Source organism: Lacrimispora sp., assembly GCF_036758025.1.
Taxonomy (GTDB): domain Bacteria; phylum Bacillota; class Clostridia; order Lachnospirales; family Lachnospiraceae; genus Lacrimispora.
Genome location: NZ_DAIOXM010000034.1, coordinates 1 through 15,541 on the forward strand (window position 1 = coordinate 1; position 15,541 = coordinate 15,541).

At 46.6% G+C, this 15,541-nt stretch carries 13 protein-coding genes; 1 reads left to right on the top strand and 12 read right to left on the bottom strand.

Going from position 1 to position 15,541, the window contains the following annotated elements:
* The 9 genes from V7M78_RS20150 to V7M78_RS20190 all read right to left on the bottom strand — a co-directional run.
* Positions 1 to 1,832 (bottom strand): beta-glucoside-specific PTS transporter subunit IIABC (locus V7M78_RS20150; protein WP_333652425.1); only part of this gene is annotated, 1,832 nt, incomplete at its 3' end.
* A gap of 308 nt (positions 1,833 to 2,140) precedes the next feature.
* Positions 2,141 to 2,935, bottom strand: coding sequence for a M55 family metallopeptidase (locus V7M78_RS20155; RefSeq protein ID WP_333652427.1), 795 nt, complete (start codon positions 2,933 to 2,935; stop codon positions 2,141 to 2,143).
* Between the two features lie 236 nt (positions 2,936 to 3,171).
* A complete protein-coding gene (locus V7M78_RS20160; protein WP_333652430.1) occupies positions 3,172 to 4,269 on the bottom strand; it encodes a M42 family metallopeptidase in 1,098 nt (365 codons plus the stop codon).
* Between the two features lie 33 nt (positions 4,270 to 4,302).
* Complete coding sequence (locus tag V7M78_RS20165; protein ID WP_333652432.1) at positions 4,303 to 5,064, bottom strand: creatininase family protein; 762 nt, start codon at positions 5,062 to 5,064, stop codon at positions 4,303 to 4,305.
* 22 nt (positions 5,065 to 5,086) lie between these two features.
* Complete coding sequence (locus V7M78_RS20170; protein ID WP_333652434.1) at positions 5,087 to 6,676, bottom strand: ABC transporter substrate-binding protein; 1,590 nt, start codon at positions 6,674 to 6,676, stop codon at positions 5,087 to 5,089.
* Positions 6,677 to 6,750: 74 nt separating this feature from the next.
* Positions 6,751 to 7,725 (bottom strand): ABC transporter ATP-binding protein, encoded by a 975-nt coding sequence (locus V7M78_RS20175; protein WP_333652436.1) that lies wholly within the window; start codon positions 7,723 to 7,725, stop codon positions 6,751 to 6,753.
* Between the two features lie 17 nt (positions 7,726 to 7,742).
* Positions 7,743 to 8,711 (bottom strand): ABC transporter ATP-binding protein, encoded by a 969-nt coding sequence (locus V7M78_RS20180; RefSeq protein WP_333652438.1) that lies wholly within the window; start codon positions 8,709 to 8,711, stop codon positions 7,743 to 7,745.
* A gap of 25 nt (positions 8,712 to 8,736) precedes the next feature.
* Positions 8,737 to 9,645: an ABC transporter permease gene (locus tag V7M78_RS20185; protein WP_442914684.1), complete on the bottom strand. Its 909-nt coding sequence runs from the start codon at positions 9,643 to 9,645 to the stop codon at positions 8,737 to 8,739.
* Between the two features lie 9 nt (positions 9,646 to 9,654).
* Positions 9,655 to 10,602, bottom strand: a complete 948-nt coding sequence (locus V7M78_RS20190) for an ABC transporter permease (RefSeq protein WP_333652440.1) — start codon at positions 10,600 to 10,602, stop codon at positions 9,655 to 9,657.
* A 337-nt stretch (positions 10,603 to 10,939) separates the two neighbouring features.
* Here V7M78_RS20190 and V7M78_RS20195 point away from each other — a divergent pair, with 337 nt between their 5' ends.
* Positions 10,940 to 12,016: a DegT/DnrJ/EryC1/StrS aminotransferase gene (locus V7M78_RS20195; protein ID WP_333652442.1), complete on the top strand. Its 1,077-nt coding sequence runs from the start codon at positions 10,940 to 10,942 to the stop codon at positions 12,014 to 12,016.
* Between the two features lie 52 nt (positions 12,017 to 12,068).
* Here V7M78_RS20195 and V7M78_RS20200 read toward each other — a convergent pair whose 3' ends face one another.
* The 3 genes from V7M78_RS20200 to hydG all read right to left on the bottom strand — a co-directional run bounded on the left by V7M78_RS20200 (position 12,069) and on the right by hydG (position 15,519).
* Positions 12,069 to 12,800, bottom strand: coding sequence for a GntR family transcriptional regulator (locus V7M78_RS20200; RefSeq protein ID WP_333652445.1), 732 nt, complete (start codon positions 12,798 to 12,800; stop codon positions 12,069 to 12,071).
* A 72-nt stretch (positions 12,801 to 12,872) separates the two neighbouring features.
* Positions 12,873 to 14,069, bottom strand: a complete 1,197-nt coding sequence (gene hydF / locus V7M78_RS20205; RefSeq protein WP_333652448.1) for a [FeFe] hydrogenase H-cluster maturation GTPase HydF — start codon at positions 14,067 to 14,069, stop codon at positions 12,873 to 12,875.
* Between the two features lie 34 nt (positions 14,070 to 14,103).
* Complete coding sequence (gene hydG, locus V7M78_RS20210) at positions 14,104 to 15,519, bottom strand: [FeFe] hydrogenase H-cluster radical SAM maturase HydG (RefSeq protein ID WP_333652451.1); 1,416 nt, start codon at positions 15,517 to 15,519, stop codon at positions 14,104 to 14,106.
* Positions 15,520 to 15,541 lie beyond the last annotated feature (22 nt).

A 15,541-nucleotide genomic window follows, 5' to 3' on the forward strand; every position in this document is an offset into this window, starting at 1 on the left:
GTATTGCTGATGATAATGGGAACCACCGTATCATATCCTTCTTTTTTCAGGGCATCTAAGTCAAAGGACAAAAGCCTGGTCCCTTTTTTGACATGAGTGCCTTCTTCCACATACTTTTTAAAATGCTTTCCCTCTAACTGGACCGTGTTGATTCCCACATGGATGATCATCTCCGCCCCATTGTCCAGCATAAGCCCCAGAGCATGAAGGGTTGGATATACCAGAGTCACAGTACAGTCCTCAGGAGCTACAACCTCACCCTTTTCCGGCACAATGGCAATTCCATTTCCCAATGCCATAGAGGAAAATACCTCATCATTTACCGATGTCATGGAAACTGCCGCACCTTCCACCGGGGAACCGATCAATACGTCTGCTTTGGAGATGATATCGGAAGCATCATGAGGCTGACCGGATTCTTCTGTCATTGTCCGGCCGGATGATTCCCTTGAACCGGAAGTTTTTTCTGTCTTTCCAGGAATATCGTCAAAACCGAAAAGCATAGTAAGTCCCATTGCTCCAAAAAATGATACTGCAACGCCGATCAGATAATAAATAAAGCTTTTCATACCAAAAGCTGCATAAGTTGCAAAGGTGAGCACGCCGTTATTGGCAAAAGCATCGCCGTACACGCCTCCCACTCCCATGATGGCTCCGCCGATGGTGCCGCAGATAATGGCATAGATCATAGGCTTTTTCAACCGCAGGTTACAGCCGTAAATAGCAGGCTCTGTGATGCCGCAGACAGAGGCGGATATGGAGGCGGAAGCTGCAACGGTTTTCAAATCTTTGCTTTTTGTTTTTAACATAACACCGAGAGCCGCTCCGCCCTGGGAAAAGTTTGCCGCACCGGCAAAAGCCAGCAGATTCTGATGTCCAAACTGGGCCACATCATTGATACCGATGGGAAGCAGGGCTCTATGCGCTCCGAAAATAACGAATACGCACCACATGCCGCCTATGAATGCGCCGCATAAGGCAGGGCTTAAATTCATCATTCCGGTGTAAATAAAGTTAATGGCATTTCCGATGTAAATACCGATGGGTCCAAATACCATAAAAGTGGCAGGAACCATGACCAGCAGAGATAAACCGGGAACCAGAATAATCTTCAGCACTTCCGGAATCACTTTTTCTAAAAACTTCTGTATATAAGAGAGAATAAATACCCCGATAATGATGGGAATTACTGATGAAGCATAGCTTGCCTTGGTGATGGAAATGCCGAACATAGCAACATCTGCTTCTCCTGTCATCAGGGAAACCACTGCCGGGTAGCACATGGTGCCGCCAAGAGCCATGGCAATGAATTCATTTGCCTTAAATACCTTTGCACTGGAATAGGCAAGGATAATGGGCATGAAATAAAACAATGCGTCTGTGGCAGCCATAATGAGAATATAAGTCTGATTGGTGGTAATATCCAGCCCCTGCTTGGAAGCCATAATTCTCGCAATGGTCAGGAAGCCCTTTAAAAGTCCGGAAGCTGCAATAGCCGGAACCATAGGAGTGAACATGGTGGAAACGGCAATGAGAATCCGGTTTCCCAAAGAACCCTTTTCCCCTCCGTCATCGGGAGTTTCGGCCAGTGATACCATGGGAATGATCTCTTCATAAACCTTGGTCACCTTTGTTCCCAAAACGACTTGAAACTGTCCGCCGCTTTCCACCACTGAAATGACGCCTTCCAGATGCTCAATCACTTCTTTATTTACTTTTTTTGAATCTTTTAACTCAAACCTCAATCTGGTAAAACAATGGGTAAGTCCCTTTACATTTTCAGAGCCGCCGACATGTTCCAAAATGTCCTTGGCTGTTTGATTATAATTCATATTCCAAACTCCTTTCAAGTGTTTTCTATCTCATCATCCGGCCGGAATGACAAAATAAAAAGACCCGATCAAGCTGTACGGATCATAAGACCATAGAAAATAATGAGTCTTATCACCCTTCGCCCAATCCGATCTTGCCTGCATTACCAGTAACACGTCTTCTTGTTTTACTATTTAGTTGTAACCAACTGAGTACAATATATCACTATTTACTGATGAATGCAACTGATTTTAAAATTTCTAATGTTTTTACTAATTTATATACATATAAATTGTGTACTTTTACATAAAAGATAAATCACTGCTTCCTACAATACGAACATCCTTGCCGTCATAAGATCCTTCATATCTTTCGCCGTATAGGAAACTGTATAATCATTTATCATCTTCATTCCCGGGTAAAAGGATGCCCGCAATGCATCAAAATGGTCTTTGAAGTTGATCTCAAGCTCTATGGGGCACGGAACCTCCAAATGGCATTTATCCTTATTCATAAGAGCGTCATAAGCACCTTCACGAATCTGTTCCTGGGCCAGCTCGGGAGCAAGGTTGATGGTGGCATTTCCCAGGCCTTCCTTCACTGCTACAGCCGTGATATTAGGGTCATACTCATGTACGTGGCCGCAAAGGGCTCTGTCTCCGCTGATAAACACAGAAGGCACGCCAAGGGACTGGGCGTAGTAAGCGTGTATGAGAAATTCGGAAGCAATCTTACCGTTAAATTTCACTGTATTATTGCGTCTGTTCATGGTGTGTGACAATGGATTGCCGTTAGAACCTGCGGGGGAATGATATCCCACAAACATCAGGGCATCAAAGCTGCTGTCCAGTCCGCAGACCATAGATGCCGGAGACTGTTCCCAGCCGAATATGATCTTCGCTTCTTTGGGGAACATAGATAAATCCATATTGCGGCCTGAATCGTGTGCATCCTTAATATAAATCTCTGTAGCACCTGCCTTAACAGCGCCTTTGCAGGCGGCCACGGCTTCAAGGGTCATCTCTCTGGCAATAGGTCCGTGTTCAATATCCCCTAAATTTGTAGAACTCCAGGATGTTGCACCTGAAACGCCTTCTAAATCAACACTGATATAAACTTTCATAATCGTTCTCTTTTCTTTTTATTCCTGGTCTTAAAGCCAATTCCGTCTGTAACCTTACACCCAGTTTTAGATATTCTTCGTCAATATCAAACAGTTTCATAACAAAAAACGACGGCACAAAGAATACTCTTTCTACACCGTCACAAGCTTGTATAAGTATATACAATGGAACCGGAAAAGTCAATAAAAAAAGCGGGATTTGTTCCTGAAACAAAGGTACAAATCCCACTTTTTTATCAGTTCCTGCAGATATCTTTCCTCATAATCCAATCGATTTTCTCTGCATCTAATCCCCGGATAACCTCTACTGCCATGTTAACAGCGGCATCCACATCCTCTGCAGCACAGAAATTATAATGACTGTGCACATATCTGGACGGAATTCCCAGCACCAGAACAGGAACAGCTTTGCCTGTCAGACTGATCTTCCCGGCATTGGTGCTTCCCCCCCGGCGCACGGCATCCTGATATTTGATTCCATACTTGTCGCCAATCTCCTGGGCATACTGGATAAATTCCACGTTAGAAATATAGCTGTTATCCATATGACGGATCTGGACACCGCCTCTTAAAGAGCCCTGGGCGATGCCGGGCCTAAAGAAGAAATCATCTGCCGGAGAGCCTTCAAATACAATAGCCAGATCCGGCTGCACCTGCTGGGCTGTTACAGTTGCTCCTCTGGTGCCCACTTCTTCCTGGGCGGCAAAGGCGCCTACCACTTCTACTGCCAACTGGTCTGCTTCGTCTTTTAAAGCCTGCATGGTTTCAATGATGCTGACGCAGCCTAAGCGGTTGTCAAAAGCCTTGCCGTACAAAATGCCGTTTTCCTCATGATGTTCAAATTTTACATCAGGTACAATAGGGTCCCCCGGACGGATGCCGTAAACCTCCATTGCCTCTTCCCGGCTGCTGGCTCCCACGTCTACCAGGATGTCCTCAATAGCCAGGGAATTGTCATTTCTTTGGGCAGGTGTGAGAAAGTGCACCGGTTTGGAAGTGGTGATTCCTCTGTGCAGCTTCCCGGAGCGGGTTCTCACCAGAACGGAATGAGCAGGCAGGCTGGTAAGATGGAAGCCTCCCAGCATGAGGATGCTCAAAAGCCCGTTCTCCAGAATAGACTGGACCATGAATCCGCACTCATCCAAGTGGGCGTCCAGCATAATCACCGGACGGCCCTTTTTTTTATTTTTCATGGATGCATACACATTGTACATGGCGTCATTTTCCACATCCAGACCCTGGCACCAGTTCTTTACTTCCCGGATTACCTCATCCTCAAAGCCGCTGGGGCCAAAGGCATTGGTCAAAGCTTCAATTAATTTTATATCTGCCATGATTTCCTCCATATGTCAAAACCATTGTATCAATTACAGCTTAACTTTCTTTAATTCCTCAATTAAGTCAAGAATATAGTCGGCTGTGGTCTGAACCATTTCCCGGCCCCATTCCACAGTGGCTGTATTGGGATGATCCGGTCCGATCCAGCCATTGTCCGTCACTTTGGGGGTGTTTCTCAATATTTCGATTTCAACCCCTTTAAATCGGATGGTGCGGAACCCTGTTGCAACCAGGTTCTCTGTCAAATCAGTCATTTCCAGAGGAAGGTCAATCTGGCTCATATCGATCAGTGACGGGTCAACTGCCATGATTCCTGCAGTTTCCTCGCCGCCGCCGTGTCCGCCCTTCCACTCCGGTTTCATATCCCAGGCCATAAGCCACCAGTTGAGCATGACCACCATAGCACCCTTTTTATCAAACTCCAGACCCACACGCTCGATGGTTTTAATATTTCCCCCATGTCCGTTAAGCACTAAAATCTTGCGGGCGCCGTGGCTGTAAAGCCCGTCTACAATCTGGTATACATACTGGTAAAGCACATCAGGATCAATGTTGATGGTGCCCGGATAATCAGCCAGGGACTGGCATGCTCCGTAGGGAATCATGGGTGCAATGAGGATGTTGTCATTTTTCTCCTCAATCAGATCCAAAATCTTGTCCGGCACCAGGGTGTCAGTTCCAAGGGGAGCGTGACGTCCGTGGCACTCTGTACTTCCGATTGGAAGAATGACCATGTCACTTTCCTTAAAATACCGCTCTGCTGCCGGCCATGTAATCTTCGATAACCTCATGATCTCTCTCCTTTTATTTCACTTATTTTGCAACCTTTACATCATCCAGCTTGTGATATCCGATTGGGTCCATCACGAAACCTTCTACCTTGGCATTGGCGCCTGCAGTAATGGTGGTGTAATAAACAGGTGCATTGTTGTTGATTTCTTTTAACTTCACAGCCAGGTCTTCGTATGCTTTCAGCCTTACAGTTTCGTCTGTGCTGGTTCTTCCGGTCTCTACTAACTTGTCCACTTCAGGATCTGCGATAAAGCTGCGGTTTCCGGCTGCTCCCTGCTGAGAAGAGTGCTCAAGGGAATAGTAGGTGTAGTCAGCATCTGTGGTAGAAGTTACCCAGCCAAAGTATCCCATGTCATGCTCTCCGGCAGTTGTTCTGGAAATAAAGCTTCCGAACTCCATTACTTCAATGCTGCAGGTGATTCCCACATCCTGAAGCATGGCCTGAACTGCCTGGCACACTTCCACACGGGTCTGGTTGTCATTTACCCAAATGCTGGTTTCAAAGCCATTTGCAAAACCTGCTTCTGCAAGAAGCTCTTTTGCCTTTTCCGGATTGTACTCATATGCGCCCGGGCTGAAGTATCCGAATACGCCTGGTGCGATAATGGCGTCAGCCGGTTCACCGGAACCGCTGGCAATGGTATCGATGATCAACTGGCGGTCAATAGCGTAGTTGACGGCATCTCTTACCTTCTGATTGTCAAATGGTGCCTTGTTCATGTTCATGGAAATATAGAAGCAGGTCAGGGATGGAGCTTCAAATAACTGGAGAGCAGAATTGCTTCTTACCTTTTCCAGATCGTTTGGAAGCAGATCATATGCTAAGTCCACTTCTCCTGTTTCCAGGGCAATGGTTCTCTGTGCTGCCTCAGGAATAACCTTCATAACCAGCTTCTGTGTTTCTGCCGCTCCGTCGTAGTAGTCGTCAAAACGGTCTAAAGTAACGGAATCGCCCTGTTTCCACTCAACGAACTTATATGGGCCGGAGCCGATGGGATTCTGCTGGAATGCAGCTTCTCCAGCTTCTACTGCTGCCTTCGGCACGATTGCAGCAAAGGGTACGGAAAGGTTTCTGAGAGCCGGTGCATAAGGAGCCTTTAACTCCATCTTCACGGTGTAATCATCAACCACTTCTACGCTGCTGATAAAGTCAACGATGTAAGAAACAGCCGCAGAACCAATGGCTCTGTCCAGGGAGAACTTCACATCCTCTGCCTTTAATTCAGAACCGTCGTGGAACTTTACTCCTTTACGGATATGGAAGGTATAAGATGTATCAGATTCCTGATCCCAGCTTTCTGCAATCTGGGGCTTTAACTCGCCTGTAGCCGCATCAACTACGGTCAGGGTGTCAAAGATCTGGTCTGTTACCTGAACAGCCGGAGTTTCCTTTCCCTGATGAGGGTCAAGAGAAGTAACATCTGCACCCTGGGCCCAGACAACGGTATCCTTGTACCCACCGCTTCCTCCTGTCTCTCCTCCCTGGGAAGCCGCCTCAGTCTTTGTTCCTCCGGCATTTGTGCTCTGTCCTGAATTTCCGCAGCCGGCAACGCTTACTGCCATGGCAGCAATCAGGGACAATGCCATAACTTTTTTCCATGCTTTTTTCATAATCAACATTCTCCTCTCTTTGAGTTGGTGTAATCCTCTATAAAGACCGGTTTCAGGCATTTGCCTGCCGGAATTTATCCAATATGCTGTACCATAAGACAGCTTACATGATGGCCTGGCTCCATTTCCCTTAACACCATTTCCTGGCTTGTGCAGGCTTCTATGGCATAAGGACAACGTTTTGCAAACCTGCATCCAGGCTCCGGATTGATGGGGGAGGTCAGTTCCCCCTTAAGGGGAATTCTCTCCATCTTAAAGTCCGGATCAGGCACAGGAATGGCTGACAGCAGTGCCTTTGTATAGGGATGCATCGGGTTCCTGAACAAATCCTTAGCCGGAGCCGCTTCTACCATCTGTCCTAAATACATAACCACAATATCATTGGAAAAATGCCTTACCACGGATAAATCGTGGGTGATAAACATGTAAGTCAGATTCAGCTCTTCCTGAAGATCCTGCATCAGGTTTAAAATCTGGGCCTGAATGGACACGTCAAGGGCAGATACCGGCTCGTCACAGACAATGAACTTGGGATTTACAGCCAATGCTCTTGCAATTCCGATTCTCTGGCGCCTTCCTCCGTCCAGCTCGTGAGGGTATGTATTTACCAGGCGCTTTGCCAGACCTACCAGATCCATGATTTTTTCTACCTGGGCCATAATAGCGGCCCTGTCATTGGCTTTATAAATGCCCTGGACCAGCAAAGGCTCAATTATGGCTTCGCCGACTGTCATTCTTGGGTTTAAGGAAGCAAAGGGGTCCTGGAAGATGATCTGCATGTCATTTCTCAGCTTCTTCATCTGTTTCTTATTGTAATCCAGTATGTTTTCCCCTTCAAAGAACACCTTTCCCTCTGTAGGCTCATGAAGCCGCAGAATAGCCCGCCCCATGGTAGACTTTCCACATCCCGACTCCCCTACCACACCTAAGGTTTCACCTGCACGGATGGAAAAATTCACGTCATCCACTGCATGAAGAGTTCCTTTTGGAGTTGTAAAATATTTTTTCAGATGTTCGACCCGCAATATTTCTTTTTTCTGTTCCTGCATATGTCAATCTCCTTTTCTCAGCGGCAGCGGATACAGCGGACCTGATGTGTGCCGCTGACATTCACCATCTCAGGATGAGCCTGGGAACATTCAGGAACCGCATACTTGCATCTGTCGCAGAATACACACCCCTCCGGCAGCCTGGTGGGGTCAGGCATCATGCCGTCAATGGCCTGGAGCCGCTTTACATCGCTTGTCAGGCTGGGAATAGAGCCGAAAAGCCCTTCTGTGTACGGGTGCTTCGTATCTTTGTAAATATCTCTTAAAGTGCCGTATTCCACCACTTCCCCGGCATAAATGATCGCCACATAGTCGCAGTTCTGGGCAACCACACCCAAATCATGGGTAATGAGTATCATGGAAGTGTTATTTTCTGATTTCAGCTTGTATATCATTTCCAGCACCTGAGCCTGGATGGTAACGTCCAAAGCCGTGGTAGGCTCGTCCGCAATCAGCAGCTTGGGGTTGCAGGCAAGGGCGATGGCAATGACCACCCTCTGCTTCATACCGCCGGAAAACTGATGGGGATATTCCCCGAACCGTTCTGCCGGAATTCCTACCCGCTCCAGCATGTTTTCAGCCCATTTCCTGGCTTCTGTCTTGGACAGCTCCTGATTGTGGATTTCAATAACTTCCATAATCTGCTCTCCAACGGTCAAAACCGGATTTAAGGAAGTCATAGGGTCCTGGAAGATCATGGAAATCTCCCTTCCTCTGACATGTTCCATTCCCGCAGCAGAAAGATTTAAAATATCCTGTCCTTCAAACAGCACCTCTCCGCCCAGTATCTTTCCGGGAGGATTGGGAATCAGTCTCATAATGCCCTTGGCAAGAGTGGTTTTTCCTGCACCTGTTTCGCCTACCAGACCTAAAGTCTCTCCCGCACCTATATGTAAATTAACTCCGTTTAACGCTTTTACCACTCCGTCATCGGTTTTATAATGGATGACTAAGTCCTTTACTTCTAACAATGGTTTATCTGCCATATGACTATCCGTCCTTTCATACCTATCAATTCTTCAGCCTTGGGTCAAGGGCATCCCTCAGTCCGTCTCCCACCAGGTTAAGAGCCAGGATGGTGAACATGATTCCCATACCGGGGATTACCGTCACGTGCCATGCATCACGGATATAGCTGCGGGCATTGGACAGCATGGCTCCCCATTCAGGAGTAGGCGGCTGGATTCCCAGTCCCAGGAAGGAAAGTCCGGCAATGGAAAGAATGGCTCCGGCAATTCCCAGGGTCACCTGTACAATAATAGGTGCCATGGAATTGGGAATCACATATTTCATGATAATCCGCCAGTCACTGCAGCCGATGGCGCGGGCCGCTTCAATAAACTCCTGATCCTTCACCGTCAGTACCGAAGCCCTGACCGTTCTGGCAAAGGTAGGAACGTAAGAAATTGCAATGGCAATTAATACATTGGTAATGCTGGTTCCCAAAGCCGCCACAATCGCAATGGCTAAGAGCATGGAAGGAATGGCCAGCAAAATATCCATCAATCTCATGATGACGTTGTCGGCAGTTTTGCCGTAAAATCCTGCAAAGGCTCCTAAAAGGCTTCCGATGATACAGGAAATGATAATAGCCACTGTTCCCATGAATAAGGAGTATCTGACTGCCCATAACATGCGCAGAAACATATCCCTTCCAAATTCATCTAATCCAAAGGGATGAGCCATGCTGGGTCCCTGAAGGCGTTTTCTTAAGTCCTGTTTTACCACATAATTTAAGTAAACTGAGTTTCTTGTGAATGTATCTATAAGGATGGTGGCAACGGCGATAACCACCAGCGCCAGGATAAAATACATGCCTATCATGGCCATCCGGTTCTTTTTAAATCTGCGCCATACCTCTCCCCAAAGGGAACGGCTGCTGCCCGCTCCTTCTGCAGCAATCAGATGTTTCTTTCCCATGAGCTGCACCTACTTTCTCTTGTATTGTGATTTGATTCTCGGTTCTACGAAGGCGTATATAATGTCTACAGCCAGATTAACTACCGTAAACATAATTGCCAGAAATATAACGGAACCCAGAACCAGAGGAATGTCTTTTGATTTGATGGAATCCACCATAAGACGTCCCAGGCCCGGCCAGGAAAATACGGTTTCCGTCAGCATGGCTCCTCCAAGAAGGGTTCCAAACTGAAGTCCCACTGCCGTAATAATGGGGATCATGGCATTTTTCAGCATATGGCGGGTGGTGATTTTTTTATCAGATAAGCCTTTGGCTCTGGCTGTATCTATGTAATCCTGCCGGATGACCTCCAGCATAGAAGAACGCGTCATACGGGTGATCATGGCTGCAGAACCTGTTCCTAAGGTAATTGCAGGAAGTATGAGGCTTTTGATGAGAGGTACAATGCCCTCTCCCATTCCCTGAGAAGGAAGCCAGCCTAAATTCAGAGCAAAAATAATAACTACCAGCAAGCCGAACCAGAAGTTTGGCATAGCCACACCGACGAGAGAGAACAGCATTGCCGCATTGTCCATCACAGAGTATTGTTTCTTAGCGGAAATGATTCCCGTGGGGATTCCAATGAGGATGGCCACCAGGATTCCAGCCACTGCCAGCACTGCGGTGTTGGGGAAGCGTTCCATAACCTGCGCCCAGACGCTTAAGTTGTTTTTATAAGAGGTGCCTAAATCTCCCTGAACCATATGGAACATGTAACGTCCGTAGCGGATCAGCAGAGGATCATTAAGTCCCAGTTCCTCCCGCTTCATAGCCAGAGCTTCTGCCGAAGCCTGGTCGCCCAGAATAATCGCCGCAGGATCGCCTGGTGATAAGTTCAAAACGAAAAAGACAATGAACGTCACACCGATAATAACCGGAATCAGCATAAGCAGCCTTTTTAATACATACTTGTACATTTCTCTCTCTCCATTCTTCGCGTATTTGTATACTGATGAATCAAACGGATATGTAAGCATATCCAGGTGATTTTCTTTCAACCTTGCCTCTAATCAGGCAAAGCAAAATAAAAAAGAAGCCTAAGGATGCTGAAACTCCTTTGCTTCGTTCCGATTATAAAACAATACAATAATATTGTCAACAATATTTGTTTAAAAATTATAATGCATATATTTCGTAAACATTTCCTATTGTGCTTTTTACCATTCATGTGATATATTTGTCTTTATGCCGCATCAGAATGTCTTTGCATGACGTACACACAAAAAAACCAAATTGCTCAGGAGGTACTGCAACATGAAACAGATAGGTGGATTTTTTCCCTATGAACCGCTGCTTGAAACTGAAAACCATTTCTGGGAAAGCCTTTGTCCGGAGGGGGGAAGCCTGGGCTTTTTTATGTCAGGCAGGTGCGCCAATTACTATGCCTTAATGGATATTGCTCTCACTGATACAAAAAAGACCGCCTATGTGCCCATTTACACCTGCGAAACAGTTTTGGACCCATTTTTAAAGGCTGGATATGAACTCCTGTTTTACGATGTAACAAAAGATATGACCCCTATATTTGAGGAATCAGCTTTAGAACGCATCAGTGTCATTAATTTATGCGGCTATTACGGTTTCTGCAATTATGACAGGGACTTTATCAGGAAGTGCTCTGAAATGGGAGTTATTATTATAGAAGATACTACCCACTCCATTTTCTCCGGCAACGGCATTGACCCTTGCTGTGACTATGTGGTGGGAAGCCTGCGAAAGTGGATCGGCGTTCCTGCCGGGGGCTTTGCCTGCAAAAGAAAGGGGACTTTTTCCCTTCCGGTTCACAGGCCGGAGGAAGCACACCTTTCTCTGCGCCGCATTTCCATGAAAGGAAAGCTGGAACTGATGTCCGCCGTAAGCGGTCAGACAGACCCCCATGCCATGGAGCAGCTAAATGCTTCCTTCTGGGATGCGGAAATGATGCTGAGGCGTATTTTTGACAGCTATGGAAGCGATGAGGAGTCTGAATCCATTCTCCGCCGCTATGATTTTGACCATCTGAAAAAACAGCGCCGCAAGAATTATCAATATCTGCTGGACCATATGCCAGGCCATCCCCAGCTCACCATCGTATTTCCCGCTCTGCCTGATGAAACGGTGCCAAGCCACTTTACGGTATATGCAAAGGACAGGGATATGGTACAAGCTTACTTATCCGGCCATGGAATTAAATCCACCGCCTACTGGCCCAAGGGACCCATGGTAGATACCGCAGGCCGCGGGGAGGCAGATTATATCTACAGTCATGTGCTCTCCCTTCCCTGCGACCAGCGTTACGGCGTGGAGGAAATGGAATATATCTGCAGAAAAATTCAGGATATGCCTTTTTAAATCAACAAAGCGGAAATGAAAGAATCTTTTTGATTCTTCATCTCCGCTTTCTTTATCCATTATAAAAAATATCCTGATTCTTCATCTGCCGCCCAATGCGGTAAATACGCTCTCCGCTTGCAATGTAATGGGCTTTAATGGCATTCTTTGACTCTTCCAGATTATTCCGTCTTAAAATATCCAGAAGCCACTGATGCTCCAAATAGTTATTGCCCCGCCTGCTCTCCGACCCGTCATTGGAATCAAGAGACAAATTCTTTTCTGCTGTGTACTCATTAATCTGCTTGATGGTATAAAACATAGCGCCGTTTAAGGGGCTTAAAGTCTCCCACAAACTGGTCAGCCTGTCCATCTGTCCGGATATTATGATCTGCTTGTGAAAAATCTCATCATACTGAATCATCTTTCCCATGTCATCTTCCGCCACAGCCGCCTTCATAGCCAGCACTGCATCCTCCATAAGAAATATGGAATCGCTTAAAATACGTCCGCAGCACCGCTCCAGAGCCAAATTCTCCAGATTTCCGCGAAGGAAAAATATCTCATAAGCATCCTTGGGAGACAGCATGGAAACCGAATACCCCTTATTGGTTTCATAATCCAGGAATCCTTCATACATCAACTGCTTCAAAGCCTCTCTTACAGGCCCACGGCTCATTCCAAGCTGGTTTGCTATTTCATTTTCAACAATCTTTTCCTTTTGAGCCAGCTTCCCCTGCAGAATCTGTTCCCGGACAAAATCCGCCGCTACCTCAGAAAGACTGGATTTCTTTTCTCTTGCCATCTTTTCTCCACTCCCAATCTTTTAACCTTCATATTATACCGTAGGAGAGGAGGAAATGTCAAAAGGATTTTATCAGGGAAGGATTTTCTCCAAATCAGGAAATACCTTTACACTTCTTTTTAATATTCCCTTCATGTGTGCAATTGCAATGCCGTAATTAACAAAAGGAACTCCGGCATCTGCCGCGCATTTTCTCCGGTATTCCATCTCCCGGTCATTGAGCATACAGCCGCCGCAGTGGATGACCAGCTGATAAGAAGAAATATCCTCCGGAAATTCCCGCCCGGAAGAAGTTTCAATGACCAGTTCCTTTCCTGTAAACTCTTTAAGCCAGCGGGGAAGCTTTACGGTGCCGATGTCATCGCATTGTCTGTGATGGGTACAGCCTTCGGAAATGAGAATCTTATCCCCCTCCTTTAAACCGCTTAAAGCCGCCGACCCTTTCACTGCATCCTCTAAAAAGCCTTTATACCTTGCCATCAGAATGGAAAAGGAAGTGAGAAGAACATCTTCCGGCGTGTCCTGATTCACCTGCTCAAATGCCTGGCTGTCTGTAATGACAAGGGCAGGCTTTTTCCCAAGTTGCTTGAAAGTCTCTTTTAACTCCGTATCCCGTACTGCAACCGAGATTGCCCCTGCCTCTAAAACATCCCTCATGACCTGCTGCTGGGGCAGGATAATCCGGCCCTTGGGCGCCGCACTGTCAATGGGAATGACCAGGACTACCAGATCATAAGGCTTTAACATATCCCCTACCAGCCGTTTTTCCTTATCTCCCGTATTGACAAGTACTCCGATCCGTTCCTTTAATTCATGGATGAACAAGCCCTTTTCCCCGCTGACGGAAAGGCCGTCTGAAAAATCCTGTTCTCCTGTTAAATCACATTTATTATAGGCTACGATATAAGGAATATTCTTTTCCCCAAATATCCGCAGCAGTTCCTCATCAGCCTCTGTTTTTCCAAGGGTTCCGTCCACCACCAGCACGGCGCAGTCGGCCCTGTTTAAAATCTGTTTTGTTCTTTTTACCCTCATTTCTCCCAGGGCGCCTTCATCGTCAAAGCCAGGGGTGTCGATAATGACCACCGGGCCTATGGGGAGAAGCTCCATGGATTTGTATACAGGGTCTGTGGTGGTGCCTTTTATATCTGATACAACGGACATCTCCTGTCCTGTCACCGCATTGACGACGGTGGATTTTCCCGCATTGCGGCGGCCAAAAAAGCCGATGTGCACCCGCTCTGAAGATGGTGTTTCATTCAGTCCCATACTTATCACCTCATTTTTCTGTCAGTCCCAAATATTAAAAACGGAAATCCCTGATTCCATCTTGTATTTTTTCCAAATGCTCTTCACAGATGAAACGGACCTTTTCCTTGGGGATGTGGTTTAATTCTGCCTCAATAAGGGCCTCGCCTATCTTTTTCGTATCCTCGGAGGCGTAGTCCATTAAATATTCCTTTAAGGTCATAAGTGCATTGGGCTGACAGCAGTTCTGGATCTGGCCGCTTTTGCAAAGGCTCATAAAGCGGTCTCCGGTACGGCCTTCCCGGTAACATGCGGTGCAGAAGGATGGGATGTAACCCATGTCCATCAGCCAGTGAACCACTTCATCTAAGGAACGCTGGTCTGATACGTCAAACTGTTCTGTATCGGTAGGGCGGATTTCCTCCTGATAACCGCCTACACTGGTTCTGGAGCCGCCGCTGATCTGGGACACTCCCAGGCGGATTACCTTTTCCCTCACCTGCTGGCTCTCTCTGGTGGAAACGATCATTCCGGTATAAGGAACGGAAATGCGGATCAGGGCACAGATTTTTGCAAATATTTCATCATCGATTCCATTGTCAAAAGCGCCCGGATCAATGTCATCGGCCTTTTTGATCCGGGGCACACTGATGGTGTGAGGGCCTACTCCATGAACGGCCTCCAGATGCTCGGCATGCATCAGCAGACCTGCAAATTCATACTGATAAAGCTCCAGTCCAAATAAAACTCCCAGCCCCACATCATCAATGCCGCCCTCCATAGCCCGGTCCATGGCTTCGGTATGGTATGCGTAATTGTGTTTCGGTCCTGTGGGATGAAGCTTTTCATAGCTTTCCTTATGATAGGTTTCCTGAAAGAGAATATAGGTTCCGATCTCCGCCTCTTTCAGCTTCCGGTAATTTTCTACCGTAGTTGCGGCAATGTTTATATTGACACGACGGATGGCGCCGTTTTTATGCTTGATGGAATAGATGGTTTTGATACAGTCTAAAATGTATTCGATGGGATTGTTGACAGGATCCTCTCCTGCTTCGATGGCAAGTCGCTTGTGTCCCATATCCTGAAGGGCAATAACTTCCTTCTCCACTTCCTCCAGAGTCAATTTTTTTCTGGCGATGTGTTTGTTTTTTAAATGATAGGGACAGTAGGTACATCCATTGACACAGTAATTAGAAAGGTAAAGAGGGGCAAACATGACAATGCGGCTTCCGTAGAAGTCTTTTTTGATCTGTTCTGCCAGATCATAGATTTCCTGTATTTTTTCAGGAATGTTACAGGCCAAAAGCACAGACGCCTCCCGGTGAGTCAGGCCCTTTCTCAGACCTGCCTTGGCAATGATCTGGTCAATGAGCTCCGTATTGCTTTTGTTTTTTTCCGCATAATCAAGAGTTTCCAGAATTTCCTCATGAGAAATGAATTCTTCCGCTTTCAGCGATTTTGGATCATACATAGTGTTACTTCCTTTCTTTTGG